Origin of the sequence: Segatella paludivivens DSM 17968 = JCM 13650 (assembly GCF_000373185.1) — a bacterium.
Classification (GTDB): Bacteria; Bacteroidota; Bacteroidia; order Bacteroidales; family Bacteroidaceae; genus Prevotella; species Prevotella paludivivens.
Window position 1 is genome coordinate 42776 of the sequence record NZ_KB890682.1, and the last position, 18486, is coordinate 61261.

The 18486-nt window shown below is 35.6% G+C and carries 12 protein-coding genes; 1 reads left to right on the plus strand and 11 read right to left on the minus strand.

Going from position 1 to position 18486, the window contains the following annotated elements; translation table 11 throughout:
- Positions 1 to 365: 365 nt before the first annotated feature.
- The 8 genes from B045_RS0111855 to B045_RS14690 form a co-directional block, all read right to left on the minus strand.
- Entirely contained in the window at positions 366 to 3173 is a 2808-nt protein-coding gene (locus B045_RS0111855) for a M16 family metallopeptidase (RefSeq protein WP_018464473.1), read from the minus strand.
- Between the two features lie 6 nt (positions 3174 to 3179).
- Positions 3180 to 4430, minus strand: a complete 1251-nt coding sequence (locus B045_RS0111860; RefSeq protein WP_018464474.1) for a DUF4876 domain-containing protein — start codon at positions 4428 to 4430, stop codon at positions 3180 to 3182.
- Positions 4431 to 4440: 10 nt separating this feature from the next.
- A complete protein-coding gene (locus B045_RS14680; protein ID WP_025883616.1) occupies positions 4441 to 5955 on the minus strand; it encodes a DUF6850 family outer membrane beta-barrel protein in 1515 nt (504 codons plus the stop codon).
- Positions 5956 to 5957: 2 nt separating this feature from the next.
- Positions 5958 to 6341, minus strand: a complete 384-nt coding sequence (locus tag B045_RS0111870) for a hypothetical protein (protein WP_018464476.1) — start codon at positions 6339 to 6341, stop codon at positions 5958 to 5960.
- 4 nt (positions 6342 to 6345) lie between these two features.
- Positions 6346 to 9090: a TonB-dependent receptor gene (locus B045_RS0111875; protein ID WP_018464477.1), complete on the minus strand. Its 2745-nt coding sequence runs from the start codon at positions 9088 to 9090 to the stop codon at positions 6346 to 6348.
- Between the two features lie 396 nt (positions 9091 to 9486).
- Positions 9487 to 10242, minus strand: a complete 756-nt coding sequence (locus B045_RS0111880) for a LytR/AlgR family response regulator transcription factor (RefSeq protein ID WP_018464478.1) — start codon at positions 10240 to 10242, stop codon at positions 9487 to 9489.
- Entirely contained in the window at positions 10239 to 11258 is a 1020-nt protein-coding gene (locus B045_RS14965; protein WP_162163159.1) for a sensor histidine kinase, read from the minus strand. The genes B045_RS0111880 and B045_RS14965 overlap by 4 nt, the downstream gene beginning before the upstream one ends.
- A 60-nt stretch (positions 11259 to 11318) precedes the next feature.
- The gene (locus tag B045_RS14690; RefSeq protein WP_018464480.1) at positions 11319 to 13559 is read right to left on the minus strand and encodes an outer membrane beta-barrel family protein; all 2241 of its coding nucleotides are present in this window, start codon (positions 13557 to 13559) and stop codon (positions 11319 to 11321) included.
- A 393-nt stretch (positions 13560 to 13952) separates the two neighbouring features.
- On the opposite strand from B045_RS14690, the gene B045_RS0111895 reads away from it, so the two are divergent.
- Entirely contained in the window at positions 13953 to 14372 is a 420-nt protein-coding gene (locus tag B045_RS0111895) for a DoxX family protein (protein ID WP_018464481.1), read from the plus strand.
- Positions 14373 to 14470: 98 nt separating this feature from the next.
- Here B045_RS0111895 and B045_RS0111900 read toward each other — a convergent pair whose 3' ends face one another.
- The 3 genes from B045_RS0111900 to B045_RS0111910 all read right to left on the minus strand — a co-directional run bounded on the left by B045_RS0111900 (position 14471) and on the right by B045_RS0111910 (position 18482).
- Positions 14471 to 15772, minus strand: a complete 1302-nt coding sequence (locus B045_RS0111900; RefSeq protein ID WP_018464482.1) for a sensor histidine kinase — start codon at positions 15770 to 15772, stop codon at positions 14471 to 14473.
- Positions 15769 to 17148, minus strand: a complete 1380-nt coding sequence (locus B045_RS0111905; RefSeq protein WP_018464483.1) for a sigma-54-dependent transcriptional regulator — start codon at positions 17146 to 17148, stop codon at positions 15769 to 15771. Before B045_RS0111905 ends, B045_RS0111900 begins: the two co-directional genes overlap by 4 nt.
- 71 nt (positions 17149 to 17219) lie before the next feature.
- Positions 17220 to 18482 carry a transglutaminase-like domain-containing protein gene (locus B045_RS0111910; protein ID WP_018464484.1) on the minus strand — a complete coding sequence of 421 codons (1263 nt, stop codon included), beginning with the start codon at positions 18480 to 18482 and terminating at the stop codon, positions 17220 to 17222.
- Between the last annotated feature and the right edge of the window lie 4 nt (positions 18483 to 18486).

Here is an 18486-nt window from a genome sequence, read left to right on the forward strand (position 1 = left end):
AAATTGAAAAGTTGATGAAAGCGATAATAAGCAACTTATTTTCATGAGATGATATGATAATAGATTATTATAAATACATTTTAAACGAAGGGATTTTTACACTTTTAATGTTACATATTATATCAAGACATACTACGACATTTATTTATACTAAAATCATTAGTGGAGGACAGTGGTGGAGAAACACGGTCTCCTCCACTCCTAAATTATTATATATCAGACACTTGTATGATTAGTGGTGGGCATTTCTTATTTTAAACATTTTTCAAAATAAGACATGCTAACATACATATGATAAACAAAAAAACTGGAACTAAATAATATTTAGTCCCAGTTCGTTCTTATCAACAATTAACTAGCAATATTTATTTTGACTTCATTGTAATTTCTATACGATTATTCGGCTGTAGCATTTTCTTTGCAAAATCGCGTATGTCATTTATTGTTAGAGATTTCACTCTCTGCAAGTAGTTGTTATCTAAATCTACTTTATTAAACAATTCATTATAGGCTATGTAATTCCAATAATCATTTGTGATTTTAACCTGTCCGTATGTCTTATACTCATATTCTTTTACCTTGTTCAGGTTTTCCTCACTCGGACCATCTTTAGCCAAGATATTCAACTGCTCATATATGATAGGGATGAGAGTTTGATATTTTTCAGGATCAGTACGGAAACTTATTTTCATAAGAGCTTCAGCATACGGATATCTTTCAAGTTCACCGTTAACGCTTACTCCGTATGTGCCACCTTTTTCTTCACGCACTTTATCAGTATACATCATTCTTAGAATTTGACTCATAACGTCAATAAGTAATGAGTTATCTGCATTATATTCAGTCTTAGCCTTGATAAAGACACTTGTCAAAGAAGATGGAGTTGCCTGTTCTTTTTGGAAAATATGGGTTTCATTTGCATCACGAATATATACATGATTGTCTTTGATTTCTTCTTTACTGTTATAACCTTTCAAGCTAGCCAAGTAATTACAGATAAAAGGACGAATTGTCTTCATGTCTATATTTCCTGTAAGAATGACAGAGAAGTCTGAAGCATCTGCGAATCGTTCTTTGTATATTTGCATGATTCTGTCATAGTTAACCAAAGGAAGGCTCTCTTTCTTTATTGGTGCCATCCTTGGGTTGTTGCCATATAATATTGAAATAATAGAATCATTATATGAAACATTAGGATTTGCATCACGATTGGTCAGGAATTCACTCTGGCGATTCATCAAACTAGTAAATGCGTTTTTGTCTTCTCTTGGTGATGTAAAATATAAGTGAGCAAGTTGGAATAATTCCTTCATGTTCTTTATATTACTATAACCTTTCAATCCTTCAGTTTCTTCACCAATATAGGGTGAAAGTTTCACCGTTTTTCCATCAAGCATTTTGTCTAAAGAAGTAGCATCAAAATCACCAATACCACTCTCTGCTATTGCTGATGTAGTATAGTTAAGATTAACCATGTCTGAGACAGGATATAAAGACTTTCCTCCAAGACTAAATGCGTAAAGATTAATTCTGTCAGCTTCAAAATCTGTTGGACGAACGTAAACCTTCATACCATTAGATAATGTAAACAGCTTATATCCGTGTTTCCAATCTTTTTCTGATATAATCTTTCCAGCTTTAATCTTTCCAGAAATTAAACTAGCAGAAATACCTTTGTCAACATATGGTTCATATTTCTTGCTTTGTGCCTTTCTTATTGTCGAAATAATATCGTTGTGTGAAGGCATGGTAAATCCATTTTTGTCTGGTCCATATATTGTAACAACCTCATTGTTGTTAGTAATAATCTGACCAACAGTAGAATTAATATCTTTGAGACTAATCTCTGAATTTAATCTTGTAACTTCCTTCAGTTCATCTTCAGCAGACATCATCGGCTCTTCATCCAAGAAATTGCGTAGACACATTTTTACGTAATGACCATTGCGTTTCTTATCGCGACTGTTGTAGGCATTCTGTGCAAATCTTAATGTTTCAGATTTAGCCCTGTCAAGTTCTGACTGAGTGAAACCGAAATTGCGTGCACGTTGTAGTTCTGCAATAAGTGCAGCAATACCTTCTTTTATATTGTTTTGCTTGCACATCATTGAACTGCTAAAAGCATCTTTTGTATTTGACAAGAAGAAAGAACCATCACGTGCTGATGAAGACAAGAAAGGAGGATTAGATTGCTTCACAATTTCTTTCAGTCTGTCGTTAAGCATTTTCATGATAAGTTGAGACTTGTAACCATCCTCATAGTTAGCTCCTGAATTGCGTTCACTTCTTGGCGTTGCATCTCGTTTCATATAGATGGTGAAATTCACTGTAGGCTGCTCTTTATCCTTAGCAGTGAACACAATGATGGAATCATTATTATTTACAGGGTAGTATACTCGTTCTGCAGGATTTATAGGAGCGGGGATAGACCCAAAGATCGTCTTAATTTTACTTTCAATACTATCCACGTTAATATCTCCTACAACGATTATCGCTTGAAGGTCTGGACGATACCACTTTGCATAATAGTCTCTTAGATCCTGATATTTAAAATGGTCTACTATATCCATGTTTCCAATCGGCAGACAATCTTCGTATTTTGTACCTTTATAGATCACGGGAGCCGCCTCTTCCATCAATCTTTGTATGGCCATACCTGCACGTCTTGTACGCCACTCTTCATGTATCACACCACGTTCCTTGTCTATTTCTGAATCTTTGAGGAGTAGGGAATGACTCCAGTCATGAAGGATGAGAAGACATGAATCAACTATATTCATATTTGTCACTGGTGCTGAAGATATGTTGTAAACAGTTTCGTCTACACTCGTATAGGCATTCAGATTCTGTCCGAACTTAATTCCAACGCTCTCACACCATTTTACGACGCCAGGTTTGATACTATCACCTGGAAAGTTCAATGTCCCATTAAAAGCCATGTGCTCAAGAAAATGAGCCAATCCACGTTGTTGCTTTTCTTCAAGAATAGATCCCACACGTTGTGCAATGTAAAAGTCTGCAACATGTGGTGTCTGTGTGTTGTTGCGTATATAATATGTAAGTCCATTAGGCAGTTTGCCTGTACGCACATTTTTATCTAGTGGCAGTTGATTGGCAGCTTGTGAAATAACTGCAAATGCAATCAGTATTCCTGTTATTACTTTTCTTCTCATAGGTTGTTATTTTAATAATATTGGTGTTGCATCAGATTCAAAATCTTCTGTTGAATTATTAGTATCAATAAATTTGTTACCAGATTTTTTGCGTACTACAGCCTTGCTGAATCTTGTTTTATCATTGTCAATACTTCCGCAGTGAGCCCATCCTGCATCAAGAGAGGCTGATACCACATTCCATTGATAAGAACCAGCGACACTCAGATTTACAGCGTCAATAATCCATGAGTTAGGCATTTTATAACCGTCTTTGTTCATTGTATATGAAGTTCCATTTGACGACATCACATAACTATATTTGTAGTAATAGTTGCGTAGGAAAGTTTCCTTGTCTGTTTCTGGCTTAGCAATAGCATAAGAATGATATCCACGATTATGAAGCGTGAAATATGTATTTGAGTAGTCATACCAATTTACTAGATTTGGTACATTTGGATTATCATCATCTGAGAATTTAGGATTAGAAGATACATCATAGAATTCAAAGTCGGCATTACTCAAATCCATAGAATTTGAATTGATTTCTTTATGATTCTTCGCATTTAGCGCAAGGATGATTTCTTGTCCCGGTTTTATAGGATGCTCTTTACCGCTACCTGGAATAATGTAGATGGCATCTATTGTCATTGCCTGATTCATAATGTCGGGAGTATAATCAAATTTAGACACAGTCATGAATGAAGACTCTACGAAAGCTAGTCCATCTGCATATAACACAGAATCACTGTTGTTGGCTATTTTGATATACTGATCGTTGGCATATTGCTTTCCTTCAGGAGTGAGTGTTCCGGTGAAGAATATCTCTGAAATCACAAAACCGTCCTGTGCATTATAGGTGTTCAGTGCAATTGTTTTGTGAGATACAGCGTTACCAGTAACAGTCTTATTTACTATGACATTATTTTCAGTTGCCTTTACAGATGTCTTTACTATTGTTGTATCAAGATTATAAGAAATTCCTCCTCTGATATCAAGCGTATAGTTGCCTTCAGGAACTTCTGTTGTGTCAACATATTGTGTACCTGCTTTTCTGAAGTTGCTAGCTACATAAGTTTTCTTTGTTTGTACGTTGGTTAGAGTAGCAGTGGCTCCTGTCAATGATGGTGAAGTAATATTCAGTGGCATGTCGAGCGACATTGCAAACTTCACATTTTGTTCTACATCATTTTCATTATCGTTATCTTTGCAAGATGCGAAAACAACACTTACGGCAATAAATGCCAATATAAGTCTGAATTTTTGTTTTGTATTCATTTTATCTAATTTAGAATGTTATACCTGTTGATAAATATATTTTATTTCCATTATTATTGTTTCCTTCAAATCTTCCACCACCAAGTTCTATAAACATTCCGTATGATTTCCAATTTGCTGGTGTGTAATCTGCTCTCACATTTGCTGATATGATTAAATAATTATCTGTTATATTTGAGTATGTGTATTCCATTAGGTTTGTATTTGCATGATCCATTGAGGCGTATGGCATCGTGATGTCTTTATTCAAGTTATGAAAGTATGAAGCTGATAGCCTGCAATTTAGTGTTATATCATTTTCTATATTGCGTATAAACTGGCCTTCAATTCGTTCATATAACTTTGAAAAAGACATTTTGCTGATTGGAAATATATAATTAGAAGCGCAATCAATATATCCAATTCGTCCTGTTAAATTCCATTGCGACCTACCATTAAAATTCAGTGCTCCACCTATATAGCTATCCGTTTTATGGCTATGAAACATGGTCATGTCTGCTAGTACAAGATATTCGCCCGAAGAAGAATTACCAGCAATATGTTCATCGCCATCTCTCTTCTCGTAGTTGATTCCACCAAAACAACTCCAACCAAATTTCTGCACTGTTTTCCAACCGAGCTCACAGTTGTAGTTATACAAATAGAGTGTCGTTATTGGGAAGGAATTCATATCTGGCAAAACACGCTTATATGGAATATAATTATATTCTGCCGATAGATACATTCCATTTTTCTTCGTTGGAGAAATATTTATATCATAAGAAAATCCTGTTCCTTTGTAATATGCTGAAGTGTTATTACCCGAAAATCTTTGATGATACATGCCAAGTCCCAACATTTGGTATTCTGGTATTACTCCATCTTCTTTAAAAAACTCCACGCTGTTTGTCTGTTTGTAGAATTTAGCCCCCAAACCAGTTCCAAGAAGATACCTTCCAAAATCATAAGAAACACCTAAGCGCATGGATAAATCAGTTACGATACTGCGAGGTCTAGGATCCTTTGTGCGATATTCATGTTCAGCCCTAAAGTAAAGAAGTCCTCCAATCGTAATTCGTCCAATTCTTGTAGCTGATCCACCCGAAAAAGTATATCGTTCACTATTAAGATTTCCACCAAGTGTGTCGCCCATTACATAGGGATAGAGTGTGCTGAAATCCGCAGTAGAATTCCATTTTACGTCTTTCCTATTTCCACTTCTATACGAAGCACTTCCCCATACCGTTGTCGTATTGTTTAATTTGATGTAGGAATTAATATTTATACCAGTATAATTATGTCCATCTCCCAGTTCATATAGTATAGGGCGATTCAGTTTCTCATAATCATTATATATCCGTAGTTCTGAATATTGTCTATCGTAGGCATTATTCATGAATGCAGGATTGTTTTTCTGCAAAGTAAGGACATCACCGAATATTGAATTATGCTCATTGATAGCCGTTACCGTATCTTCAACGCTTGCACTCACAATCGTGCAAACACTAAGTAATGCTAATGATAATATGAATCTTGTTTTTTTCATATTTACATGAATATAATGTTAACAGAAGCTTTGGCTGGATGGTCAAGAAATTCACTGTAACTTGAAGCCGCTCTAAAGCTTTTCGTGTGCTTTATATTCTGCCTGTCATGATATAATACTGTACCATTCACATTGATAGAATAACTTCCACGCATTACCTCTATCAATGTAGATGTACCATTAAACTCTGATGATGAGTAAGACTGCTTGTTGTTGAGATTAACGACTGTAACTGTACCCTGCATCTTTTCAACATTAATGCTATCAGAAACAGTAACAGTGATATTTGCAGAAGTATTGTAATCTTCATTATCACCATGACAAGCAGACGTTATATTCAATATAAATAAAGCCAAACCCAATATGCCAAGTCTATTTTTTTTCATAGATCTATATTTTTACATTCATTTCTAGTCCAAAATATGGAGTTACGTGACGCCTTATTGTGTAACCATTACGCACATAATCAGGATTGTAATCCAAAAGTTTGTTGACAAATAACGCTACGGTCAACTTGTCGTCAAGCAATTTCTTTGTTGCTTTGAAATTCACATTCATGCAAAAAGGTACAGTTTGCCTTTCATATAAAGAAGAATTATAGTTACGTACTAAGTACTGAAGATATGTATCTGTTTTGTCCTCTTCTGTGAAATCATGAACAACTCCGTATTTATCCATGTATTGTGTAGGTACATTTTCCTTTTCTTTGTTCTGCGATGCCGTCATCCATAGGCATTGAGCTGATATAGAGAATATAAGTTTCAGTTTTGGTATGTCGCTATCAAACGTAAAAATGGTGTTGACCATTTCTCTAATATATCCATCGTCATCTTTATAGATACCGGCATATTGAAAGCTTTCTCCACCGATTAGCTTTGAAGGCATTTCCACGATCGACTGCGAATTGCTGTATTCTGTTTTAAACCATGCGCCATTTATCGTAAGACGTGTGTTCACAATAGGGAATCTTATAGTTGATAGCGTATACTCAATACCCCTTTTATAGGTGCGACTACCATTTGTTGTTGTGGTATAGCTATGTAGTTCATTCTGCATAGTGTAGGGCAATGTAGCTACATCGGGTGGTGATGTTAATGCGTTAGCATCTATGCCCGAAGCATCGTAGTTCTTAAAACTGTATGAATTGTATATCGCCGTTGAACGAAATCCAGAACTCATGTCTTCTCTAAAATAAGTAACCGATAGCCTGTTTCCTGCAAGATTAAAGTCTCCTCTCAGTTCCCATTTGTTATTTCGTGCAGCACGTATATTGTAGTTGGTTGGATTTTTGACATACGTCTGCAAATAAATTCTGCGATAATCTCTATTCGGATGATAGTAATTTAGTTCTATCAAATCCATATATACAGGTTCTGGATATAAATAATCCATTGTCGGCATCTTTGTATGTTCACCATATCCTCCCGCAATCTGTATGGTTAATTTCTTGCCTAAGAACTTGAATGCAGGGAATGTCCATCCAAGATTAATTCTAGGATCAATGTAATATTTATTGTGTAGAGCATATTTATCTGATAGATTTAGCATAGTGCTTAATCTTACTCCTGCCTGCACATCAAGCTTATTCCTACCAATATATAATCCAAGATTTTCTTCTGCATATTCTGATAGTATCTGCGAAGCTGGTATTTCAGAATATTTACGTGGACGAACAGATAATCCTGGATACAAAGGATTTAATTGATTGAATATCTGTCCATTACCATAGTTCTTGTCTAACTGCCAGTCTGCACCAAGTTTTAGTTCATTTGATACACCGCTTAAAGGAACCGCCAAAGATGTATTTACCTTTGCGTATAAGCTAAAAGGTTGTCCATCTACTTTTTGATTGGCTGTATAGGTGTATGGATATATTAATACTGCATCATGTTCTCCGTCCGTGATTGTTGTTGCAGCAGGAGTTTCTCTATTAAGTTGTACTAATCTTGTGCGGTCTAAAAGATCTTTCTCATAAGAAACAGACATAAGAGCTGATGCAGATTTAAATATAGATTTCTGATTAAGATTGATATAATCCAGCGATCCATTCAGCGAATAGCGATTATACTTTGATGCATATTTGTCAACTCCTCCATAGTTTAATTCAGGGTCTACTTTATCATCATCGAAAGAGCCACCATAATCTAGATTCACACTTGCTGTAACTTTCTTTTTGTCTGATACCCATTCTTTATTTAATCGTGCAGAAAATGTTATGCGACTATATGTCTCCAATATATTTCTTGGGTCAGATTTGCTACTTAAATAATCTGCACTCAAATTTAGCGACATACGGCTTGGGTCCCACATGAAACTCTTTGATAGATAAAATAGTTTGCTATCCATATCTGCTTTAAAACGAGCCGAAACATCATTACCGCCTTTACGTCTGTTGATTTTAACCAGACCACTTGTCAAGTCACCGTATTCCACAGATGGAATTCCTCTCACAATTTCTACATTCTGAATATCATCAGTTGAGATAGATCGCATGTCAACTCCCGAATTTGTGAAATCACGTGATGTAGTTTGAGTATCCCAAGCACCGTTCATATATTGCATATTCGCATTTGTGCTTATTGGAGCACCATCAATAACAAATGATGTTCCGAGTGACGATGTGGAATAGTCACTACTTGTGATTGGAACTTCACGCAACGATATAACATTCGGTGCGTTCAACGCCGGATCTTTAGCCATTCCACCTGGCAGAAGTTCAAGTATATCTGCAAAACTAGATGGCTGAAGATGTTCCATTGCATCTTTCGCTATTTTCGACGAACTCGTTACTCCATGAGATTCTGTAGCCGTTACAACGACATCATTTATTGTTGTTTCTGATGGAGATAGTTTATATATATTGCCATTCACAAGCATACCATGCTGTTTGTTATATCCAATATATGTGATGTCTATGCCATCTTTCAAAAGTTCCTTTTTGGGTGTAATAAATATATAACCGTTGATATCACTAACAGCAGAAGTATTTTTATTAGCGCTCATTCTCATCACTGCGCCAACAAGAGGTTCGCCTGTTATTCCGTCAACAATTCTACATTTATATATGTTTTGAGCATTTAAGCCATCAGCAAAAACAATAAAAAGGAAAGAATATAATAATATCCAAAACTTCATCTATATTTATTTTTTTTGCAAAGGTAGAATGATTGAAAAATATTTGCAATACCTAAAAATAATGATTTGATGATAGTGGATAACTGTTCGTCAAACAAACACGTTGATAAAAGATTAACGCATGGATTTACTTTGTTATGTATATAATGTTATACCATTTACTTTCTGAAATTTTTGTTTTCAGATATGAAGCTCTTTGTATATTATATTTACATTCTACGACAGATGGGGCTTCAAGCAAAGACAAAGATGCTAGATGATTTGTGAAATAATAGATTTAACTGTTCTTTGCGCCAAGTAATGTCGTTGACGTTTAAACATTCTGCATAAAGGTATGCTTTATCTTTTTCATCGTAAAATGATTAAAGAATTGATTATCTACATAATCTTTGATGCTTATTTATTTAACCAACTCTTTAACATGGGCACTCGTTCTCGGCTACACATGATTTCTGTTTCTTCGTATTCTTTAAGATATACACGTGCTTTTCCTGCAAAGTATGTCTTTAATTGACTGATGGAATCAATATTGACAATAAATTGCCGATTTACTCTGAAGAAACGGGCTGGGTTTAATTGCTTGATAATATCATCAAGCGATAAAGATATGCTATAAAACGAACCTGATTTTAGATATATTCTAGTATCTTTATAGACAGTGCAGATATGGCTGATGGAGCTAACCAATACTACTTCATATCCATCTTTATAAGGAACAAGAAATCTCTCTCTATATCTTATATCTTCGCCATGAAGAGAAAGAAGTAATTCTTTTATGGCATCGGTGTTGGAATCATTCTTTTTGAAAGCCTTGCTGATGGCAGCCTTCAGCTCATCTTTATCAATGGGCTTTAATAGATAGTCTATACTATTAAATTTAAAAGCTTTTATTGCATATTGATCGTAGGCAGTTGTGAAAATGACAGGTATTGATTGTGGAGCAGCTTTTAATGCTTCAAAACTCAGTCCATCTCCTAATTGAATATCTGCCAGAATAATATCAGGCATCTCTTCTGTTTTTGAAAAGAAGTCTTCTGTTTCTTTATTACTTGTTGGCGAAGCAAGTATCTTAACATCGTTATCTATTTCTTTAAGTATTCTACAAAGTCGTGTAGCATTACTCTGTTCGTCTTCAATGATCAGGATTTTCATGTGCCTTTTTTATGAATAATAGGTAGTCTTACTGTAAAATTGTCATTAGTCTCATGAATCGTAATAGACTGCTTGCTTAGAATGCCGTACCTTTCTGATATATTATCATTGCCAACATTGGCAGATAGTACGCTGCTTGATATACGTTGCTTTTTATTACTGATGATAATATCTTTACCATCTGTATCTATTTCAATAAGCAGCGGATTGGTTGTGGTGTGCTCATTGTGTTTGATAGCATTCTCAACAAACATTTGTAATGCTGCAGGTGGAATAAATCCATCAATATTCTTCATGTTGTTATGAATACTTACAGTGATTGTGTTGCCGAAGCGTTCATTAAGCAAGTAAAGGTATTGATTTAAAAAATCCAATTCTTCTTCAATGCTTATCAAACTATGATCAAAATGTGATAGGGTGTAACGATATACTTTAGACAGTTTCATCAGATACTCTGTAGCTTTATGTGGATCTACTTCAATCAAGTCTGCTAGTATACTGAAATTATTGAATACAAAATGCGGATTGATTTGATTTTCCAGTGCTTGTAATCTGAAATGGTTACGTTCCTTATTCACATTTTCATAAGATTTCCAATAGTAAGCCATCGCATATATGCAAGCTACGAATGTTGACAGGATGCCTGTTAGATATAAACTTTCTACATATACAATGGGATCTTTATCATTATATGGTGAACTCAATATATTACTAACTATTCCTGCAGTGATATTGTTAACCACGAGTATAAGAAATATCTGAGTGACAATCATCAACATAGGATGATGTGACCATTTGATATACTTGAAAACAAGTTTGCTTAGACTTAGAGCTAGTACAGTAAATATAAGGCATGAAGAATAATCATAGACCATGTCCATAGGCTCAAAAGGCCAATGAAAAATCTGTTTTCTGAATTCTTCGTCTATTGTGGACCAAAGGATGTAATAGAGTAGTAGGCTCAATAGAGAAAGTCCTACTACTCTAACACTCTTTGATATTAGTCGTTGTACCATATTCATATGTCGCAAAGATACAGTATTTTCCTAAAACACAGAATCTACTACTGCAATTTTTTACTTTCTATGTTTACCAGCATGTGATTTGCTACCAATCTGCATCCAATCATCATCATTGTTAGTCTCTTTTTTGCTGCCAAATGTGTAGCTGATGCCTAATGAGATATTTTTGACAGGTTCTGTGAAACTGTTTGTGGAATTAAAATTACTGCCCTTACTATATGATGTCCATATTAGGTTACCACCATGCCCAAGTCCTGTTGTACCTGATACTGTAACATTCCATTTGTCGTTGCAGAATGATTTTGATATACTGGTAGATAACAATGACATCCCTGATTCGTAACCTTGGAGTGTATGCGTGCGTGTCATGCATTCCAAATTTGCAGTAAGTTTGATATCCCATGGTAGGTTCTGCTGCATACCGTAGTTGACGTTCAGATTCCATCCGTTGTTTCTTGCATTTAGAGCATTACTTCTCAAGTCTATGTAACCTGCTTCTGCATTAAGTAACAACCTTGTGGAAGTGGTCATACTCCAATTGGCATATAGATTAAGGGCAGAAGTGCTTCTTCTAACCACATTGCCAAAAGTGGTGTTAAGAACACCATTATTATTGAAAGAATATTGTTCAATGGCGTTATTGCTAAAACTATGTCGTAATGTGGCATTCATTGAGAAGTTACGAGCTGTTAGATTGTAGACCAATGATAGATTGTTGATTTTTTCAGCATTGAGATGTGAATTTCCATAAACAAGAGTCGCAGGATTGGAGCGGTCAATATATGGATCAAGTTCAGCTATACCAGGTCTGCGTATTCTTAGATTGTAGTTAATACCAATATTCTGTAAATCACTAATACGAGCAGAGATACTTAATGCAGGAACAAGAGTCCCATAGTGGATATTGAAATCAGAACCGGCACCTTTCAGATATTTCGTTTTCTGCCATGTATATTCATAACGTAGTCCAGGTTTAACCGATAACCAACTGAATGTTGCATCATATTCTCCATATAATGCCATGATATTCTGGTTCTGTTTATAAAAAACTGAACCGTTTGTATTCTCATTATATAGGCCGTTATCAAATCGGTAATCAGACGAATTGCTTTGATTCTTGCCTAGTGACAGTTTGGCTCCTGTATTAATCTTCTTATTTTTATTTATCGGAAGGGTAAAATCGGCCATAAAATGCTGGTCGATATTTTTCTCTCTTACGATAGATTTCCTGCTTTCAGGCGTTGCAATTTGAGTTTGGTTAATATTGAAGAACTTATTTATATTATTATTTCTTACAGGATTATGTGATAGCTGATATGTAAACGTCATACTGCCTTTATTATTCTTTCCAAAAAAACGCTGATAGTCAATGCTTCCATCATATGATGTTTGATTACTGCGTGTGTCAAGATTATTACCAAATTTCAGCCCGCTACCGTAAGTTCCACCTTTATATAAGTATTCAGGTGTGCCATATTCGTGGAGTTTGAAATTTGTAACAGAGAGATTCATATGCAAAGAAGATATAGAATCTATCTGATATCCGATGCCGAATTCTGCCATTTGGAATGGCATAGACTGTTTAGTGTCTTGAGAGGTGTGGGCAGAAAATGATTCTTGATTAATATCCGATTCTGATTTACTGTGTTTATATTTCATGTAATCGGTCATCAGATTCAAATCATAAGAAAAACGGTCCTTTTGTCCGCTGATATTTGCGTCTATCCCATGATTATTTGTTCCAATAGTCGAATGTATCGTACCATTGATACTTTCTATCTTATGGTTCAAATTCTTATTTTTCTTTGTGATAATATTAAGTATACCTCCTGCACCCTCGGCATCATATTGTGCGCCAGGGTTAGTAGTCACTTCTATACTCTCTATGCTGTTAGCAGGCATATTACGCAAAATTTGAGTTGGATTGCGAGTAACCATGTTACTTGGTCTGCCATCAATGTATACTTTGAATTGTTTTGATCCATTGACAGATATATTATTCTTGCCATCTACAGTAACCATTGGTACTTTGCGTAGCATTTCTAATACAGTGTGTGTCTTGGCATCTACATCGTGACGAACCTGATAAGTAATTTTATCGGTTTTCATTTTCACAATTGGTACATGGGCAACAACGGTTACATCATGTAACTGATGTTCTTTTTCGTACCATTCCTTAGACTTTTTTTTGTTTAATGTCGTCGTGTCATTCTTAACAACATCTTTTATCTGTGCCATCGTTATCTGTGTAGTCAACAGCATTGCACTAATACCAAATAATACTTTTAATTTCATTGTTGTCTTGTTAAAATTGCGATGCAAAAGTATATGGGTTGGGGCTAAAACTAAGTAATAAACATCCTGAAGCAGCAAAAAAGGGTACTGAAATGATTAAACTTCAATCTTGGTTATAAACTCCTATATCCAGGATCAAGGATATTTACAGATGTAACTATTTTAGAAGTGACAATCATCTTATAATCATGATATTCATAAAATTACTATGATATCATAGACAAAAACTATCGTATAAAACTTGACAGTAATGATAATAATGTTTATCTTTGTCGCATAGCTACGATATGATAACGCTTTAGTAAGTGAAATATATCTTTGTTTAGAATCGTTTATGTATCGCCGAACGATAAAATGAATGGCGATTTATAATAATTAAAAATATTTATAACTATGAAATGGAGTAAAGATTTTATGAGAGACCAAGATTTTGGACTTTTAGTTTTGCGTATTTCAACAGGAGGATTGATGCTTTTCCATGGATTCTCAAAGTTATTTAACGGTGTTGGCCCTATTGGCGAGATGCTTGCTGCAATGGGATTACCTTCTTTTATTGCCTACGGATCACTTCTTGTTGAGCTTGTAGCAGCAATGTTTATTGTTTTTGGATTATGGACTCGTGCTGCAGCTGTTGCTATGGTTGCCAATATGGTTATAGCAATACTTATGGTACACACTGGTGATATATTCTCATTAACACCTCAAGGCGGTTGGGGAATAGAATTACCTATGCTTTATTTGTTACCGGCCCTTGCTCTTGCATTTACAGGAGGTGGACGCTATGCCGTAACGCGTAATGACATCTTTTCATAATATGCAAAAGCAATGATTGAGGTGATATTTTTGTTAGAAATATAAAGAAACGTGCAACTCTATGAGTTGCACGTTTTCTTTTGTTTATACTGATGTTATTATATTTTTACGAATTCTATTCTGAATCTGGTAATGCCGTCTGCATAAGTTTTAAGAGAGAAATGGCAATGATGCTTGATAAGAACTTCGCGGATGAATATAAGACCTATACCTTGACCATTTGGTTTTGTTGAGAAGAACGGACTGAATAGTTTCTTCTGTGTTTCTTCAGAAATGCCTTCACCTGTATCTGCTATCTCAAGTATGGTAGGTGATGATAATGTTTTGCAATAGATATCACCATTTTGTCCTATGCTCTCTGCTGCATTCTTTATGATGTTAACGATCACTTGCTCAATCAATTCTGAGTCTACATTTACAAGTACCTCTCCATCGGCGAAATCCTTGTGTATGTTTATATTATTTTCTGCACATTTTGTCTCCATGGTCTGAATACAATTATCTGCTAATTGATTCAGATCGTTAACCATCAGTTGAGGCTGTGGAATCTTAACAACATCAGCAAACCTGGTTATAAAATTACTCATAGAGTAACAGCGTTCTATACAAGCACACATCACATCGCGTATATCTGTAGAGTCGGGAGTATCTTTTAGCATATCGCAAAGTGAGTCAAGAGTAGATGTAACACCTGCTGTGGTATTGTTCACTTCATGTGCTATCATACGTATCACTTTTTCGTATGCTTTTTTCTCGGCATCCATAACCTCCTCCGTTAGACTTTCTATCAGATAGAAAGGATGTGCATAACCTCTATCAATGAATGATAATCGGCTGCAACGGTATATATGCGAGTCGTTTAATTGGAACGTGCTTGATGAATCTTTACCTAATTGCGATAGATTATCTGCTAACGGACTAGCAATTTCGTTGATCCTCTTCCCTTTGGTTTCGTTTATGGATATTTCTAGAAATTTCTCTGCTGCAGGATTCATTGATGAAAAATGCCCATCTAAGTCGAGAATAACAACACCGAGTGGAGATGCATTGATAAGCAAATCCAGAAATTGATTGGTTTCTCTAACATGTAAGCGCTCATCTTTAAGTTGTGTAATCATACGATTAAATACATCAACAATACGGTCGGCATCTTTTTGATTTACGTGGCGTAGTCGACTGCTGAAGTCTTGTTCTTTAAGTAGTTCCAAGCCATTTCCTATCACGCGAATAGGGTTGATAACCTTTCGGTAGAAGAAAAATAGATAAGAGATAATAACCACAACAAGTAACTCTGTTGAATAGAACAAAAACTTTTGTGGAACAAAAGTCTGTACTATCAGCAATGCAATTGTTGTGCACAACAAGATAATTAGTATGATGAACCAACCTCGCAGTCTCATTTCTTATAGTTTATATCATATTTTTCTAGTCTTCTGTAAAGTGCCGCCCTGCTTAGTCCAAGGTCGAGTGCAACATGACTTAGATTATTATTATGCTTTTCAAGCGAAGCAATGATAGAATGTCTCTCTATGTCATCAAGAGTAAGACCATCGCTATTTACAGTTGCTGTTGTTCTAGAACAACTGTTAATCTGTGGTTCGAAATCATCAGCCATTAGTGTTTGCTTGCCGCTGATAATAATTGTTCGTTCCACGATATTTTTCAGTTCACGTATATTGCCACTGTAAGGAAGTCGGGTGAGTAATGTCATTGCATCTGACGAAAACTCCACTTGTGGTATATTATTAGCTTCGCATTGTTTGTAAGCGAAATGTTTTGCTAGTAGAGGAATATCTTCGCGTCGATCCCTTAGTGCTGGCAGATGTATGGTGATAAGATTTATACGGTAGAAAAGATCTTCTCTAAAAGAATGCTCAGCTATACGCTTATTAAGATCGGCATTTGTTGCAGACACCACACGCAAATCTACCTTGTGGGCATGACTGTCGCCTAGAGGTTCGAAAGTCTGGTCTTGCAGAACACGCAACAGTTTTACCTGACTGCTTATATCCAAGTCGCCAATTTCGTCAAGGAATATAGTTCCTTTGTCTGCCAGTTCAAATCGTCCAATTCGGTCTGCTGAGGCATCCGTAAAAGCTCCTTTTTTGTGGCCGAACATTTCACTTTCAAAAAGCGATTGAGATATTCCGCCGAGATTGACTTTTACAAAGTTATTGTCTTTGCGCATACTATTGCGGTGCAAAGCTTCGGCAATGAGTTCCTTTCCTGTTCCACTTTCACCAGTAATAAGTACAGAAGCGTTGGTCTTAGCAACACGTTTTACGACATCAAGAACTTTGTTTAATTCATCGCTATTTCCTATTATAAATGAGCGATCAAAGCCAGTATCTTCTTTCTTTGTGTGATCAACATTTTGAGAGCACTCCTTGTTATTATTGTCATCAAAAGTGTTCAACTCCAAAGCAGTCTCAATACGTTGCAAAAGGGATGCATTGTTCCAGGGCTTAGTTATAAAATCGAATGCACCTGCGCGCATTCCTTTTACTGCCAGATCAATGCTTCCCCATGCTGTCATAAGTATTATTGGCACATCCTCTCTGAACAACTTCACCTGTTTTAATAGAGTAATACCTTCTTCACCAGTTGTAGACAGCGAAAAGTTCATGTCCATTAATATAAGTTGAGGTGCTGTATCACGAATTGTTGCGATTGCTTCTTTAGGTGAGGCTACAGCCACAACTTCATAACCAGCACGCTTCAACATAAATGATAATGAAGCTCGTATAGAAATATCGTCGTCTATAATTAAAATCATATTGCAAATTTACATTTTTTCTTCAGAAATTCATAAATAATATGATTACTTCTATTAATAATAAAATATTATTAATTTTTGTAAGGTGATTCCCAGAAGTGTTGATCATCTGTTGTAACTATTGAGTTGCCCATTTCATCATCTGGTTGGTATCCTTGTGGGCATAGATTCACAAAAAAATGATTTAATTTGTATTCAGGGGTATCTGTAGTTCCTTTAATATAGGTTTCTGTATTGAATCCGGTATTATTAATGCATGCAATATGATACAGGTTCTTTGTCATATAACTATCCAAATAATCCTCTTTTGTTTGTTTATTTTTATGATTCCAGTTGGCATCGTCATTCAATACCAGAGGAAGGTTCTTGCGGAGACGCTCACGGACTTCTTGAATGGAGAGCAGCATTCCTTTATCATCAGTTATGTAGGCTGCAAACGTTGGATCCATCCATATCCATTTATTTAGTGTGCATGAGTATACCACATTAATAACATGGCAGTCATCAATCATTACCTTAGGCAAGCAAGTGACATAGCGGGCTTTGAACCCCATGGCAAGGTAACATTCATTGAGAATTTGTGCCATCATGCGGCAGTTAACTCCTCTTTTCTCTTTCTGACAGAGTCTGATCATATCAATAGCGTTTTTGCTCTTCGGATTATTTGAGGTTCCGTCATGAGGAACAATGTCGTGTACCCAGTACATGATATTTTTGATTTTGGATATTTCATTACCACAGCCAGCTATACTGTCAAGGTTGAAAGTCGTTCGTAATCTAACAAGATTTGTATCGTTTGGATTGGCATAATTGAATTGATATTCTTTTTTATCAGCTGTATATGCCTGTGATGCTTTCAACATTCCTGAGTAATCCGTTTTTTCAGCTAGACGGGCCAGCGCTTTTTTAAATCTCTCAGATTTATGCAGGGGTATCAGGTCTGAGTCCTTTTTTGCCCAACTATAATCTTGTACCCCGTAGTCGGCTACCTTCTCAAAATCGGCAAGTGCCTCTTTCTTCTTGCCTAAACGTGTATTGTAACAAGCGGAGTTATAATATAACTCTTTTACATAGTTGTATTTCTTTTTCAGTGGGGTTGGTAAGTTCTCATATTTACCTATAATATTGTTATATAACTTGGCCAGGGCGATATAATCCTTCTTATTCGGTTTCTCCAGCTCATTAATCTTGATACTAAAAGTATTGATGTCTTTTTCGAATTGTGCACCAACTATGCTATCCTGACTTGTCGTTTGTGCATTGGTGTTGTAAGAGTGTATTGCCAACAGAATTGTAACAATAGCAATCAGAAAGTCTCTTTTTTTTAATTTCATATTT

Excerpts from the sequence above, each read along its gene's own strand:
- B045_RS0111900 (WP_018464482.1), bottom strand. The coding sequence starts at position 15,772 with ATGAGACTGCGAGGTTGGTTCATCATACTAATTATCTTGTTGTGCACA.
- B045_RS0111855 (WP_018464473.1), bottom strand. The coding sequence starts at position 3,173 with ATGAGAAGAAAAGTAATAACAGGAATACTGATTGCATTTGCAGTTATT.
- B045_RS14690 (WP_018464480.1), bottom strand. The coding sequence starts at position 13,559 with ATGAAATTAAAAGTATTATTTGGTATTAGTGCAATGCTGTTGACTACA.
- B045_RS0111870 (WP_018464476.1), bottom strand. The coding sequence starts at position 6,341 with ATGAAAAAAAATAGACTTGGCATATTGGGTTTGGCTTTATTTATATTG.
- B045_RS14680 (WP_025883616.1), bottom strand. The coding sequence starts at position 5,955 with ATGAAAAAAACAAGATTCATATTATCATTAGCATTACTTAGTGTTTGC.
- B045_RS14965 (WP_162163159.1), bottom strand. The coding sequence starts at position 11,258 with ATGGTACAACGACTAATATCAAAGAGTGTTAGAGTAGTAGGACTTTCT.
- B045_RS0111905 (WP_018464483.1), bottom strand. The coding sequence starts at position 17,148 with ATGATTTTAATTATAGACGACGATATTTCTATACGAGCTTCATTATCA.
- B045_RS0111875 (WP_018464477.1), bottom strand. The coding sequence starts at position 9,090 with ATGAAGTTTTGGATATTATTATATTCTTTCCTTTTTATTGTTTTTGCT.
- B045_RS0111895 (WP_018464481.1), top strand. The coding sequence starts at position 13,953 with ATGAAATGGAGTAAAGATTTTATGAGAGACCAAGATTTTGGACTTTTA.
- B045_RS0111910 (WP_018464484.1), bottom strand. The coding sequence starts at position 18,482 with ATGAAATTAAAAAAAAGAGACTTTCTGATTGCTATTGTTACAATTCTG.
- B045_RS0111860 (WP_018464474.1), bottom strand. The coding sequence starts at position 4,430 with ATGAATACAAAACAAAAATTCAGACTTATATTGGCATTTATTGCCGTA.
- B045_RS0111880 (WP_018464478.1), bottom strand. The coding sequence starts at position 10,242 with ATGAAAATCCTGATCATTGAAGACGAACAGAGTAATGCTACACGACTT.